This window comes from Streptomyces sp. NPDC014623 (assembly GCF_043088245.1).
Lineage (GTDB): Bacteria > Actinomycetota > Actinomycetes > Streptomycetales > Streptomycetaceae > Streptomyces.
In genome coordinates, this window is sequence record NZ_JBIBZU010000001.1 from 167127 (window position 1) to 179922 (window position 12796).

The 12796-nt window shown below is 73.3% G+C and carries 12 protein-coding genes and 1 pseudogene; 7 read left to right on the forward strand and 6 right to left on the reverse strand.

Annotated elements, in window-relative coordinates:
- Window positions 1-330: 330 nt before the first annotated feature.
- On the reverse strand, window positions 331-1683 hold the full coding sequence (locus tag ACF1FZ_RS00775) for an LAETG motif-containing sortase-dependent surface protein (protein ID WP_391771222.1): 1353 nt from the start codon (window positions 1681-1683) through the stop codon (window positions 331-333).
- A gap of 79 nt (window positions 1684-1762) precedes the next feature.
- Window positions 1763-3466 carry a sigma-70 family RNA polymerase sigma factor gene (locus ACF1FZ_RS00780; RefSeq protein ID WP_391771223.1) on the reverse strand — a complete coding sequence of 568 codons (1704 nt, stop codon included), beginning with the start codon at window positions 3464-3466 and terminating at the stop codon, window positions 1763-1765.
- 149 nt (window positions 3467-3615) lie between these two features.
- On the opposite strand from ACF1FZ_RS00780, the pseudogene ACF1FZ_RS00785 reads away from it, so the two are divergent.
- Window positions 3616-4178: pseudogene (locus ACF1FZ_RS00785) on the forward strand (hypothetical protein); the annotation flags it as partial.
- A gap of 411 nt (window positions 4179-4589) precedes the next feature.
- Here the strand turns inward: ACF1FZ_RS00785 and ACF1FZ_RS00790 are convergent.
- On the reverse strand, window positions 4590-5531 hold the full coding sequence (locus tag ACF1FZ_RS00790) for a CPBP family intramembrane glutamic endopeptidase (RefSeq protein WP_391771224.1): 942 nt from the start codon (window positions 5529-5531) through the stop codon (window positions 4590-4592).
- Entirely contained in the window at window positions 5528-5821 is a 294-nt protein-coding gene (locus ACF1FZ_RS00795; protein WP_391771225.1) for a hypothetical protein, read from the reverse strand. Before ACF1FZ_RS00795 ends, ACF1FZ_RS00790 begins: the two co-directional genes overlap by 4 nt.
- Window positions 5822-5994: 173 nt before the next feature.
- On the opposite strand from ACF1FZ_RS00795, the gene ACF1FZ_RS00800 reads away from it, so the two are divergent.
- A complete protein-coding gene (locus ACF1FZ_RS00800) occupies window positions 5995-7269 on the forward strand; it encodes a sensor histidine kinase (RefSeq protein ID WP_391771226.1) in 1275 nt (424 codons plus the stop codon).
- Window positions 7257-7916 carry a response regulator transcription factor gene (locus ACF1FZ_RS00805; protein ID WP_391771227.1) on the forward strand — a complete coding sequence of 220 codons (660 nt, stop codon included), beginning with the start codon at window positions 7257-7259 and terminating at the stop codon, window positions 7914-7916. The genes ACF1FZ_RS00800 and ACF1FZ_RS00805 overlap by 13 nt, the downstream gene beginning before the upstream one ends.
- 55 nt (window positions 7917-7971) lie before the next feature.
- Here ACF1FZ_RS00805 and ACF1FZ_RS00810 read toward each other — a convergent pair whose 3' ends face one another.
- Both ACF1FZ_RS00810 and mca read right to left on the reverse strand, forming a co-directional pair.
- Window positions 7972-8235, reverse strand: coding sequence for a hypothetical protein (locus tag ACF1FZ_RS00810; RefSeq protein WP_391771228.1), 264 nt, complete (start codon window positions 8233-8235; stop codon window positions 7972-7974).
- Between the two features lies 1 nt (window position 8236).
- The gene (gene mca / locus ACF1FZ_RS00815) at window positions 8237-9118 is read right to left on the reverse strand and encodes a mycothiol conjugate amidase Mca (protein ID WP_391771229.1); all 882 of its coding nucleotides are present in this window, start codon (window positions 9116-9118) and stop codon (window positions 8237-8239) included.
- Between the two features lie 97 nt (window positions 9119-9215).
- Between mca and ACF1FZ_RS00820 the strand changes: the two genes are divergently transcribed.
- The 4 genes from ACF1FZ_RS00820 to ACF1FZ_RS00835 all read left to right on the forward strand — a co-directional run bounded on the left by ACF1FZ_RS00820 (window position 9216) and on the right by ACF1FZ_RS00835 (window position 12718).
- Window positions 9216-9620: a DUF4307 domain-containing protein gene (locus ACF1FZ_RS00820; protein WP_391771230.1), complete on the forward strand. Its 405-nt coding sequence runs from the start codon at window positions 9216-9218 to the stop codon at window positions 9618-9620.
- 190 nt (window positions 9621-9810) lie between these two features.
- Entirely contained in the window at window positions 9811-10308 is a 498-nt protein-coding gene (gene greA / locus ACF1FZ_RS00825) for a transcription elongation factor GreA (protein WP_383115543.1), read from the forward strand.
- Window positions 10309-10700: 392 nt separating this feature from the next.
- Entirely contained in the window at window positions 10701-12029 is a 1329-nt protein-coding gene (locus tag ACF1FZ_RS00830) for a sensor histidine kinase (RefSeq protein ID WP_391771231.1), read from the forward strand.
- A complete protein-coding gene (locus ACF1FZ_RS00835; protein WP_391771232.1) occupies window positions 12026-12718 on the forward strand; it encodes a response regulator in 693 nt (230 codons plus the stop codon). The genes ACF1FZ_RS00830 and ACF1FZ_RS00835 overlap by 4 nt, the downstream gene beginning before the upstream one ends.
- The last annotated feature ends 78 nt before the right edge of the window (window positions 12719-12796 follow it).

Here is a 12796-nt window from a genome sequence, read left to right on the forward strand (position 1 = left end):
CTTCGGCTTCGGCTTCGGCTTCGGCTTCGGCTTCGGCTTCGGCTTCGGCTTCGGCTTCGGCTTCGGCTTCGGCTTCGGCTTCGGCTTCGGCTTCGGCGAGACCTTCCACAACGGACACCGCCTGCGCAAGCACATCCACTGGGGTTGCCTCACGCCCACGAGACCCGCCTGCGCTACCGGCAGGACCAGTCCCTCGCGGCACAACGGCACCGTTCCCGAGATCACGGGAAGACTTCACGGTCGGTCATGCCCGAATTCCTGCGCATGCCCCCAAGTCCCGTCCGGGTGCCGCGAGGAGAACAGCCGGACGGGACGTGGGAGACGGTCGGGTCAGGCGCGCTTGCGGCGTCGCATCACGACCAGGGCGGCCGTGCCGGCGGCCACCAGAGCGGCACCGCCCACGGCCACCGGGAGGGTGGCGGAGCTGCCGCCGGTGGCGGCGAGGTCCTCCGAGGAGCCCCCGGCCTCGGCGGCCGGCTTCGAGCCGTCGCTCTGCGTCTCGGCGTCGCTGCCCGCGCTGTCACCGGCACCGGTGTCCTTGACCGTGTCGTGCTCGACGGTGTCCGTCCCCGTGTGCTCGGGGTCCGGCTTCGCGGTCTCCTCCTCGGCGGGCGCGTCGGTCAGCTCGTCGCCGTCGAGCGCGACCTGGACCGTGGCCCGGCCGTCCCCGGAGCTCATCACCGCGACGGAGACCTTGCCCGCCTCATCGGTGAGGGACGTGATGGCGTCGGCGTCGGCCGGGGCGTCGTTCTCGCTGGTCTTGTTCGCCTCGGTCATGTCGATGAGCGAGGCCGAGCCGTAGGAGTCCTTGGGCACCCGGTAGGCGTGCACACCCTCCAGGTCCGTGTCGAAACGGCCCGCTTCGTGGCGGTACTCGACGACGAGGCGGTCCTCGCCCATCGGGATGTCCAGGGCGCGGACACCGCCGCCCTCCCCGTGCAGCGACCGCAGCGTGTAGGTGCCCGATTCGGTGATCTTGGGCGCCTCGCTGTCGTTCAGCCAGCCGGCGCGGATGTGCTCGGGCGCCGAGAAGCCGGTCGACTCGTTGCCGTTGCCCAGCAGTGACTTGGCGCTCGCGCCGTTGTCCTTGCAGTTGACCAGGTCGCCGTCGGTGCACGTCGTGCGGCCCTGGTGCCCGAAGCCCAGGTTGTGCCCGAACTCGTGCCCGAGCACGTACAGCGCGCTGCCGGTGCCGTAGAGGTTGAACCAGGTGATGGGGCCGGGCATGGTGGCGAGGCCGGCCCAGGGGCACTTGGTCGCCTGCGCCGGGAAGGTCATGGCCAGGCTGTCGTAGTCCTCGCCCTGCACCAGGCCCCGCGCGGCCAGCGCCTCCGTGGTCCTGGCCCTGATGTCCCCGTGCTTGCAGCCGGCCGCGCTCATCGGCAGCTTGATCGGGCCGATGACCTTCTCCTCGACGGCGGGGACCAGCTTGTACCGGCCTCGCGACGCGTCCGAGAGGTACTGGGCGAGCGAGGTGTCACCCGTGCCGAAGTAGCTCTCCGGCGTGCCCGCCTTCACCTGGTCCGGGTGCTCGAAGGCACTGTCGGTGAACTCCACGAGGACCGGGAGGGTCTTCCTCTCGACCGTGGCGTCGTCCGCGTACGCCGTGGCGGGGACGACACCGGCGGTGAGCGCGGCGATGCCGGCGGCCAGGGTGATGCGGCCAAGAGCGGATGTCTTCATGAGGTCCTTCTCCTTCGGAAGTGCTTCCGAAGGAGAAGAGGGCCCCGCTCAAACCTCATCCCGCGACTTTGCCATTCCTTTACTCTCCGAACAGGGCGGGCTCGTAGAGGAACCTCATGGAGTCCGATCCGTAGTAGTAGCGCGTGGTCCCGACCGCCGTCCCGTGCTCCTGGCCCTTGTCCGCGCGGGGCCACTCGACGAGGCCCAGGTACCGGGACCCGTCGGTGGTCCGCAGGGCGACCTCACCCTTCGCGTCGTCCCTCCACAGGTTCCAGAGCTGGTTCTCCTGTGCGGCGTCGCAGACCCGCTGGTCCACGGGGGCGTGATCCTCCGCGGATCCCGAACGCGTGAGGCACATCCCGCTGGCCTCGTTGCGCACCTGGGCCCTCCCGCGGTCGCCCCCGTACGGCTCCAGCAGCACCCACCGCTGTGACGCACCGCCGCCGCAGGCGGCCTCCACGGGCCGGGCCCCGGCGCCCCCGCCGATCCCCATGCAGCTCTCGGTCGAGACGAACCGCAGCGTACTGGGCCCGCCCACGGCGGGGGCCCCGGCAAGGGGCAGGGGAGCCGTCGCGGACGTGGAGGGCCCGGCGGAGGAGCCGGAGGCCGGAGTCACGGTCAGTCCTGGGCGCGCCGTGGACTCCACTGACTCCGAGGGCGCCGGGGAATCCGTGGGCTCCGACACGTCCCGGGAGCTCATGGACGGCCCCGCACGGCCCGCCCCGGCCCCTGGGCTCCCCCCGGAATCCCCCTCGCCGGGCCACAGCACCCACCCGCCGAGCAGCAGCGCCGCAGCTCCCACGGCCAGCACCACGGCCTTCACCCCGGCCGAGCCCGCCGCCCCGCCGACCGCGGCCTGCCCGGCGCCCCCCGCCCCGGACCCCGACGCGCCCGCCGTCACACCGGCCGCCGCCGCGCGGGCCTCCAGATAGGCGGGGCCGCCGAACAGCAGCACCGCCACGGGGAGCACCGTGCGCAGCCGCTGGTTGAGATCGGTCAGCTCCCGGGCCGCCCTCCGGCACCGGCCGCACCGCTCCAGATGCCGGTCCAGGTGGGTGTCCTGTCGCGGACGGGACCGTCGTACAGCGGCCGCCAGCCGGCCGCTGTACCGACGGCACTCCTCGTCGGCGGTCCCCTGACCCGCGTGGACCGCGAGGTAGGCCTCCTTGAGTCCTTCCCTGGCGCGGGCGGTCAGCGAGGCCACTCCACTGGACGTGAGACCCAGCAGGACCCCCACCTCCGCCGCGGGTTCCTCCTCCACCACCGCGTGCCACAGGACGGCACGCCACCGCTCGGGCAGCGACCGGAAGGCCTCCGCCACGGTGCTGCCCTCCTCCTCGCGGACCACGTGCTCCTCACCGTTCACCGGACCGGCCCGCTCGCGCTGTGCGGCGGCGTCGAGCCAGGCGCCGAACCCGGGAGCCAGATCGACCCGCCGCGAGCGGTCGGCCCAGTCGGCGGCGGTGTGGCGCACGACGGCCAGCAGATAGGGCCGCCATCCGTCGACCGGCCCCTTGCCGTCACGCACCGCCTGCACCGTGCGGGCGAACGCCTCCGAGGTGAGGTCCTCCGCGGTGTGCGGATCACGGCAGCAGGTCCGGGCATACGTCAGCACCGCGGGCGCGTGCCGGCGGTAGAGCTCGGCGGTCGCCCCCGCGTCGCCGTAGTCGCGTATCGCGGCCGTCAGCAGCGCGTCGGTCCGCTCGTCCCCGGCACCGGTCGACCGGTGCCGGCCAGGGGTACCGTCCCCGCGCGTCCGCCCCGCGTCATCCCGATCGGTCATGGTCCGGTGCTCCCGCGTCCGTACGTCCTGTCGGCGGGCAGTCTCGCAGACTCCCTGTCGCCGGGGCTCCGGACCAAGGGCGCTGGACGGTCCGCACAGCGGCTCCGGCCGTGGCCCGGCCGGGCCGGGAGGGAAGGGGATCCATGGGGCTGCGGGACAGCCACCGGGCGGAAGCCGAACGGCTGTTGGTACGTGCCGTGGAGGAAGGGGCACGGCGAACGGGAGGCCGGACGGACTCAGACAGACTGCTGGCGCGCGCCCGGGGCGCGCTCGGCACCACGGCGGCAGGCACGGGCGATGAACACGACGCCTGAGCCAGGGCGTTGGACGCCGCCGGAGCCGGCCGGCAGCCGCTCTCGGCGCGGTTTCAGCAGGGCGTCGCCCGTAATCCCGTTGCTGGTCACGGCAGTTGCCGCAGCGGCGGCCTTCGGCGCGGACCTGGCGCTCGGCACCGCCACCGGCCTCGCGCTGGTCGCGGCCGTGGCCGGCGCGGGGACGACGGCCACGGTGGCGCGGGGGGCCCGCCTCGCACGGGCCCGCCGCACGTCGCAGGGGAGGGCGGCGGAACCAGCGCGGCGGCCCCGGGCAGCCGCGGCTGGCACGGCTGACGGCCCCGGAGGTACGGGGCATCCGCCCGTTCCCCGGCCAGCAGCGCGTGCTGACCGCCTCCGTCCGCCCCTCCAAGAAGGAGGGCGCGTCCGTGGTGGCGCAGGCCCTGGAAGTCTGCGGCGAGGCGCTCACGCTGTTCGCCTCGTACGGTGATGCCCTCGGCGGTGACCGGGCGGCGTTCCTGCGGTGCGCGCTGCTGCCGCACGCCTCACCGGGCGGCGGCGAGGTGGGCGCGGCGGTGGCCCAGCGGGAGCTCGCGGACCTGCTGAGGCCGCCCGCCCGCTGCGGGACTCCGGGCTGGAGGACTGCGCGGAGGCCTTCCGGGTGGTCCTGAACCGCCGGGTGGACCCGGACGACGGCCGGCAGGCCCGGCGTCTCGGCCTGACGTCGTCCCGGCACGCCCGCGAGGTGACGGGGGTCGCGAGGGGAGTACGGCCGTGACGGTCCGCCGCACACGCCGTACGGGCGACTCCGCTGTGCTCTACCGGAGTCGCCCGTTGTGTGTGCTGGCCGGTCAGGCGGTCCGGGACAGCTCGGTGTGCGCGGCGGGGGCCTTCGGCAGGCCGAGCCGGCCACGGGTGGCGACGAGCAGGACGGCCGCCACGACTGCGGAGCTGACCAGGAAGGCGTGCGCCGCGTAGGAGTCGCTCAGCGACGGGAAGACGTCGGAGTAGGCGACGGAGAAGAAGTTGTTGACGCTGGTGTGCAGCAGCATGGCGAGCAGCAGGCTCTGCCGTGTGTGGTTGAAGACCCACGTCATGACGAAGCTGAAGGCGATCGTGGTCGCCACGAACTCGACCGGGGTGTACCAGAGGAGGTCCGTACCGCCCCAGTCGGTGAGGAAGAGCGGCAGGTGCCAGAAGCCCCACAGCGGGCCGAGTATCAGCGTGCCGACGACCGGTCCGTACGCGTTCTGCAGGCGGGGCATCGCGAAGTCGCGCCAGCCGGGCTCCTCCGCGACACCGGTGGTGGCCATCTGCAGGAGCAGGCCGGGCAGGTACGCGGCCAGTACCGTCGCGCTCGGCATGACGGGGCTCTGACCGCCCAGCCCGTACAGCGTGACGACGAGCACGAGGGGCACGGAGACGATGACGGCGGCCCACCAGCGCCAGCTGACCCGCCAGTCGGTCATCCGGCCCACCCAGGCGCGGAGTCCGGGGCGTCCGTCGGCGACGGCGGTGACGGCGAACGCCGACAGGACCGGACCGAGGTAGGCCCCCGGGAGGACCCCCAGCAGCTGGCTTCCGGCCGCTCCCCCGGGGAAGGTGAAGTCCCAGACGCCCTGGCCGTTCCCGGACAGGATGTACGGCGTCCAGGCCACCCAGCTCAGCAGGAAGGCGAGCGAGAAGAACCAGGTCAGAGGGGAGCGGCGCATGCTGCCACGCCAGCCGCCGCGCGGGTCCGGCAGGCCGTGCGCCGGGGGCGGAGCGGTGCCGGGATACGACTGCGTGGTCACCGGGAGCCCTCTTCCCGGAAGGCCTGGCCCGGCGTACCCGGCACACCGGCCGGGACGCTCCTCGCCCGGCGGTGGTGGACGTACAGTCCGACGCCGCAGGCCAGCGTGGCCAGACCGAAACCGAGGGACACCGCCACGGCGGCCCCGTCCATCGCCGAGGTGACCGCGTTGCAGACGGCGCAGAGCACGAGCAGCAGCCACAGCACGGGGCGCACGGGCCCGTGCGCGGGGCGGCCGGCGCTCCCCGTCCGCGGCTCGGGGGCCGTGGGACCGCCGTAGGGGTCAGCCATCGTATCGTCCTTTTCCGAAGGGGAGTCGGGCACGGACAAGACGCTACGGACGCGGCGGGGCGGCAACGATCCGGCCAGATGGAAACCCCGGGTACAGCAGGCTGTACCCGTCCTCCCCCGCTCACCGCGTGGCCGGTGAGGGATGCCATAGTGGCGCGGCACAGGAGGTACGGATGGCCACGCACGACGCGTCACCGGCGACCGGCCCGGCACCGGTCCGCCCCTGGGACGTCTTCGCACGCACCCGGGTGGCGCTGGACGCCTTCGAGCACCTCGTCGGCGGCATCGGTACGGCGGTCCTCGCCCTGATCATGCTGCTGTGGCTGATGCTCACCGCGGCCGCCTGCCTCCTCGGGATCGGCCTGCTCCTGGTGCCCGTCACCCTGCGGGGGCTGCGCGCCGTCGCCGACCGCGAACGCGTGCGGCTGACCCGGTGGGGCCCCGAGGTGATCGGGCCGGGGTCCGCGCCGGCCCGGTTGCGCCAGGCCTTCGCCGATCCGGCCACCCGCCGCGAGGTGCGCTGGGTGGCCTCGCACGCCACCCTCGGGACGGCGCTGGGCCTGGTCGCGCTGACGCTGCCCTTCACCTCGGCGACCGACGCCACCTTCCCGCTGTGGTGGCGGTTCGTACCGCCCCCGGAGGCCACCCCGTCCATCAGCCTGTGGACCGTGCACGACTGGCCGGGTGCTTTCGCCGTCAGCCTGCTGGGGATCGGGTGGTGCGCCGTCACCCTGGGCGTCGCACCCGGCATGGCGTGGCTCCAGGCGTGGCCGGGGCGGCGGCTGCTCGCCCCTCCGCCCGGCACCGACCTCGTCACGCGCGTCGCCCAGCTCACCGCGACCCGTGCCGCCGCCCTGGACGCGCACGCCACCGAGCTGCGGCGGATCGAACGGGCCCTGCACGACGGCACCCAGAACCGTCTGGTCGCCGTCACCGTGCTGCTCGGCGCGTCCCGCAGGGCGGTCTCCCGCGACGCCGACGCCGCCGACGCACTGCTCGAACAGGCACAGGGAGCCGCCGAGCAGGCCCTCGCCGAACTGCGCGCGGTGGTACGCGGCATCCTGCCGCCGGTCCTGGCCGACCGGAGCCTCGACGACGCCCTCTCGGGCCTGGCGAGCAGTTGCCCGGTGCCCTGCCGGGTCGATGCCGGGACGGACGGGCGTTACGCGGCGTCCGTCGAGGCGACCGCCTACTTCGTGGTGGCCGAGGCGCTCACCAACATCGCCAGGCACAGCCGGGCGGAGCACGCCGCCGTCACGGTCCGCCACCGCGACGGCCGGCTGTGGCTCCGGGTCACCGACGACGGCCGTGGCGGAGCGGACGAACACGGCGGATCCGGCCTCGCCGGCATCCGCAAGCGGGTGGAGGCGCTCGACGGCACACTCACCGTGGCCAGCCCTCCGGGCGGGCCCACGACACTGGAGGCGGGACTGCCGTGCGGATGGTGATCGCGGAGGACGATCCGCTGCTGCGCGAGGGGCTCGCACTGCTGCTGCGCGCGGAGGGGCTCGACGTGGTGGCGACCGCGGGCACCCCGGACGCCTTCCTCGAAGCGGTGGACGAGCACCGGCCCGACGTCGCGATCGTCGACGTCAGGATGCCCCCGACGCACACCGACGAGGGGATCAGGGCGGCCGTCGAGGCACGGAGGCGCCGGCCCGGCCTGGCGGTCCTGGTGCTCTCCGCCTACGTCGAGCAGGCCTTCGCCACCGAACTGCTCGCCGACGGCAGCGCCCGGCTCGGCTATCTGCTCAAGGAGCGGGTCGGCCGGGTCGAGGAGTTCCTGACCGCCCTGCGGCGGGTCGCGGACGGTGGTACCGCCATCGACCCCGAGGTGGTCGCGCAGCTCTTCGCCCGCACCCGCCCCGACGCCCACCTGGACCGGCTCAGCCCGCGCGAACGCGACGTCCTGGCCCTGATGGCGGAGGGCCTGGGCAACGCGGCGATCGCCGAACGCCTCGTCGTGACGGACGGTGCCGTCCACAAGCACATCCGCAGCATCTTCGCCAAGCTGGGCCTGGCACCCGCCGACCGCACGGACCGCCGGGTCGCGGCCGTGCTGCGCTACCTCGACGACGCGCGTCGGCGCGCCTGAGCGACACGGTCCGGGCCGTCCCCGTCCTCGAGAGGCGCGGGGCGGCCCCGCCGGGTCAGCCCTTGCCCGAAGCGGACGCCTTCGTTCCCGCGCCGGAGCCGGCCCGGCCATCGGTGCCCGCGGGCTCCGCCGCCGGGTCGGGGGCCTCCTCGAAGTCGACCTTGCCCATGTGGCGGTTCATCGACTTCATCAGCAGCCACACCCCGACGGCGAGCGCCGCGAAGACGAGGAAGCCGAGGACACCGGGGGTCACCTTGTTCTTGTCGAGCTCTTCGGCGGCGAGTGGAACGAACTGCGTCAGTGCCTGGGTCGCGTACATATCAGGCATTGTCGCGGATGCCCGCGAAGAGGTCGCTCTCGGGGAGGGAAGTAGCGACCAGGGACTTGGCCAGCTCGTACTCCTCGGTCGGCCAGACCTCCCGCTGGATCTCCATCGGGACCCGGAACCAGCCGCCGTCCGGATCGATCTGTGTCGCGTGCGCGATCAGCGCCTTGTCACGGATCTCGAAGAACTCGTCGCACGGGATGTGCGTGGTCAGGGTGCGTTCGGCGCGCTCGAACTCCTTCCAGCGCTCCAGCCAGTCGCCGTACGGGGACTCCAGCCCGCGGGCGAGCAGCGCCTCGTGCAGGGCGACCGTGCGCGGCTTGTTGAAGCCCTGGTTGTAGTAGATCTTCTGCGGCTGCCAGGCCGGGCCGAACTCCGCCTCGGGGAACCTCCCGGTGTCCGCGGCGCCGTCGAACGCGATCATCGAGATCGTGTGGGTCTTGATGTGGTCGGGGTGCGGGTACCCGCCGTTCTCGTCGTAGGTGGTGATCACCTGCGGCCTGAAGGCGCGGATCTTCGCGACGAGGCGCCCCGCCGCCGTCTCGTCGTCCTCCAGCGCGAAGCAGCCCTCGGGCAGCGGAGGCAGCGGGTCCCCCTCGGGCAGACCCGAGTCGACGAAGCCGAGCCACTCCTGCTTGACGCCCAGGATCTCCCGGGCCTCGTCCATCTCCTTCCTGCGCACCTCGTGGATGTTCGCCTCGATGTACGCGTCCCCCTGGAGTTTGGGATTGAGGATGGACCCCCGCTCACCCCCTGTGCAGGTGACGACCAGGACGTCCACCCCCTCGGACACGTACTTGGCCATGGTGGCCGCGCCCTTGCTCGACTCGTCGTCGGGGTGGGCGTGAACGGCCATCAGTCGCAGCTGCTCGGTCAAGACTCGGTCCTCGGTGCTCGGTCGCAGTGGTCGGCTTCTATAGTGACCGAACCGGGGGGTGGAAAATTCCTCGATCTCCGTCACGGGAGGAACGATCATGGCAGCGGTGCGCGAGGCCTTGCCCGAGGGGCGCTACGGCCGGTCGCCGGATCAGCGCGCGGACCGCACGCTGAAGATCACCGGTTCGGTGCTGGGTGTGGCCTTCCTCGCCATGATCGGCTGGTTCGGTTACGACTACGTGGCCGGCCAGGACGTCAGCGCCGAAGTCATCAAGTCGAAGATCGTCTCGGACGGCCGCGCCGAGGCGCACCTCGAGGTCCGCAAGGAGCGGGACACCGACGGGCACTGCACGCTCCGTGCCCTGAGCGAGGACGGCGGTGAGGTCGGCCGGGCGGACTTCCGGTTCGACGGGCGCACCGAACGGATCGACGAGGTCGTCTCCCTGCGCACCACCTCCAGGGCGACGGCGGTGGAGCTCAAGGGCTGCGCCGCCGACGGCTGACCGCACCGGAGGGCGCGCGCCGGCCCGGGGCCCACGTTCCCGCGCCGGCCCGCACGGATGCGCGTGTGATGTTTTACCTTCTCCCCCTTTTCGCGCGGAATTGTTAGGCTCGTTGTTTCGCCCGCCCGTGGCAGCGCATGCTTGGGGCAGGGCGTTGCTTTGTATTCCCAGCACCGACGAGGAGCACCCTGTGACCCAGACCAGCGATAACGTCACCTGGCTCACGCCGGAGGCGTACAACCAGCTGAAGGCGGAGCTGGAGTACCTGTCTGGTCCCGCGCGCACGGAGATCTCCGTCAAGATCGCGGCGGCCCGCGAGGAGGGTGACCTCCGCGAGAACGGCGGGTACCACGCGGCCAAGGAGGAGCAGGGCAAGATGGAGCTCCGGGTCCGTCAGCTGACCCAGCTCCTGGAGCACGCGAAGGTCGGCGAGGCGCCCGCCGACGACGGCGTGGTCGAGCCCGGCATGGTCGTGACCATCGCCTTCGACGGCGACCCGGACGACACGGTGACCTTCCTGCTCGCCTCCCGTGAGTACGCGAGCACCGACATCGAGACGTACTCCCCCCAGTCCCCGCTCGGCACGGGCGTGAACGGCAAGCGGGTGGGAGACGACGCGGAGTACGAGCTGCCGAACGGCAAGAAGGCCACGGTGAGGATCGTCTCGGCGAAGCCGTACCAGGGCTGATCCCCCACCACACGCAGAGAGAGCCCCGGCCGCACGCGCGGCCGGGGCTCCGTCGTCGCGCGGGGGCCTCGTCGCTCCGGTCAGGCTCCTGCCCGCTTCGTGGCTCGTGAGCCGGACCTCCGGGTCACCCCGGAGCACGCCCCGTGCCGGCTCCGCCCACGCCCGCGCGTGCCCCGACGGGGCGGTCGCGTCGCCTCCGCGGGGCGGCCGGGCCCGCGGTTCCGGCGCTGCTCGGCCCCGGGCACGGTGGCCGTCGCCCCGTATCCTGAACCGTGTGCTGCCGAATGCGGATGTCGAGGGTGAGGCCCTGATCTGGCATGGCCCGGTCTTCGTGACCGAGCCGGGACCAGCGGTACGCCGGCTCCCCGCCGGCTGGGGGGACTGAGCCCGCCGTGACGGAACCGGGTGGTGGCGGTCCGCGGCCGGGCGGCACGTGGGGGCGGGAGGGAGCGCTCACGGCGACGGGGTTCGCGTTCTGTCTGCTCGGCGGCGCGGTGCAGGTCGACGACACGCTGTCGCTTCCCTCCACCTCGGCCTGCTTCGTCGCCGTGGTGTCCTGTGCCGTGCTGCCGGTGCGGCACCGGGCGCCCCTGGCCGCCCTGGCGGCCACGACCGCGTGCGGCCTGCTGGTACCGCTGCTGGGTCTCCTGCTGACCCCGCTCATCGTGGCCCCCGCTGTGATCACCGCCTACTCCCACGTGCTCACCGCGCGCACCGAACGGCGTGCGGCGAGCGCGGTGTCGCTCACTTCCGCGGCGCTGCTGGTCGCTTCCACCCCCTTGTCCGGGGGCCTCTCGTGGCAGGACGCGAGCAGGATGGGGGCGGTCGCGGTGTCCCCGCTGATCGCCGGAGTGCTCGGTCACTCGGTGCGGAACCGGCGGGCCTACCTGGCGGCCGTGGAGGAGCGGGCCAGGCGGGCCGAGGAGAGCCGGGACAGCGAGGCGCGCCGGAGGGTGGCCGAGGAACGGGTGCGCATCGCCCGGGAACTGCACGACCTCGTGGCCCATCAGATCACCCTGGCCAACGCGCAGGCCACGGTCGCCGCCCACCTCTTCGACATCCGCCCGGAGCAGACCCGCAAGAGCCTGCGGGAGCTCGTCGGGACCACCGGCGACGCGCTCGACGAACTGCGGGCCACGGTCGGTCTGCTGCGTCAGTCCGGGGACCCCGCCGCGCCCGCCGAGCCGGCGCCCGGGCTGTCCCGGCTCCCCGAGCTCCTGGAGTCCTTCAGCCGCGCGGGTCTGGAGGTGTCGGTGCACCAGGAGGGCACGGCCGGGCCGCTGGCGCCGGGAGTGGACCTCACCGCCTACCGCATCGTCCAGGAGGCCCTGACCAACGTGACCAAGCACGCCGTTACCGGGAGCGCCCGGGTCCACCTCGCCTGGGGCCGCGATCACGTGACCGTCACCGTCACCGACGGCGGAGGAGCCGCCGGCACGGTGCCGGCCGCGTCCTCGGGGCCGGGTGCGTCCACGGCCCCGGACCGCCCGCCCGGTTACGGCCTGATCGGGATGCGTGAACGCGCCACCGCGGTCGGGGGGCACTTCTCGGCGGGCAGCCGCCGGGAGGGCGGCTTCGTCGTCTCCGCCCGGTTACCCCTCCCGTCCTCCGGCACCACGACGCGCAGGGCTGACGGAACAGCGGCCGTCGAGGGGCGGGGGACCGGCGCGACGACGGGTGAAAAGCGTACGGACGGCGCGGGAGCCGGGGATGCGCCGTGACACTGCGCGTGCTCCTCGCCGACGATCAGGCCCTGCTGCGCGGCGCCTTCCGGATACTTCTCGACACCGCCGACGACATCACCGTGGTCGGCGAGGCCGCCGACGGCGGAGAGGCTGTGAGGCTCACCCGGGAGCTGCGCCCGGACGTGGTGGTCATGGACATCCGCATGCCCGGGGTGGACGGTCTCACCGCCACGTCGGAAATCTGCGCGGACCCGGAGCTACGTGCCAGCCGCATCCTGATCCTCACCACGTACGAGACCGACGAGTACGTCGCCCAGGCGCTGCGCGCGGGGGCCGGCGGCTTCATCGGCAAAGGCGTCGGGGCCGAGGACCTCCTGGACGCCGTGCGTGTCGTCGCCGACGGCGAGACCCTTCTGTCCCCCGCCGCGACCCGCTCCCTGGTCGCCCGTTTCCTGGCCACACCGGACACCGCCCCACCGCACCGCCCCGAACAGCTCGCCGTGCTCACCCCGCGCGAACGGGAGATGGTGGCCCTGGTCGCGACCGGTCTGTCCAACCAGGAGATCGCCGAGCGGATGTTCCTCAGCCCTTTCACCGTCCGCGCCCACGTACAGCGCGCCATGACGAAGCTCGAAGCCCGTGACCGGGCCCAGCTCGTCGTCATCGCCTACCGGACGGGACTGGCCCGGGCCACTCCCGACGACGGCGCCGAGCGCCGGCCGTAGTCCGCTCCCGGGCCCCTTTCGGCGGCCCCGGGACCGGACCACGGCGGGCGGTGGGGATCCGGGGCCGGGGTCGCCCGG

Bases quoted from the DNA above. Each gene is read 5' to 3' on its own strand.
- ACF1FZ_RS00775 (WP_391771222.1), bottom strand. From the start codon at position 1,683: ATGAAGACATCCGCTCTTGGCCGCATCACCCTGGCCGCCGGCATCGCC.
- ACF1FZ_RS00810 (WP_391771228.1), bottom strand. From the start codon at position 8,235: ATGTACGCGACCCAGGCACTGACGCAGTTCGTTCCACTCGCCGCCGAA.
- ACF1FZ_RS00800 (WP_391771226.1), top strand. From the start codon at position 5,995: ATGGCCACGCACGACGCGTCACCGGCGACCGGCCCGGCACCGGTCCGC.
- ACF1FZ_RS00780 (WP_391771223.1), bottom strand. From the start codon at position 3,466: ATGACCGATCGGGATGACGCGGGGCGGACGCGCGGGGACGGTACCCCT.
- ACF1FZ_RS00820 (WP_391771230.1), top strand. From the start codon at position 9,216: ATGGCAGCGGTGCGCGAGGCCTTGCCCGAGGGGCGCTACGGCCGGTCG.
- ACF1FZ_RS00795 (WP_391771225.1), bottom strand. From the start codon at position 5,821: ATGGCTGACCCCTACGGCGGTCCCACGGCCCCCGAGCCGCGGACGGGG.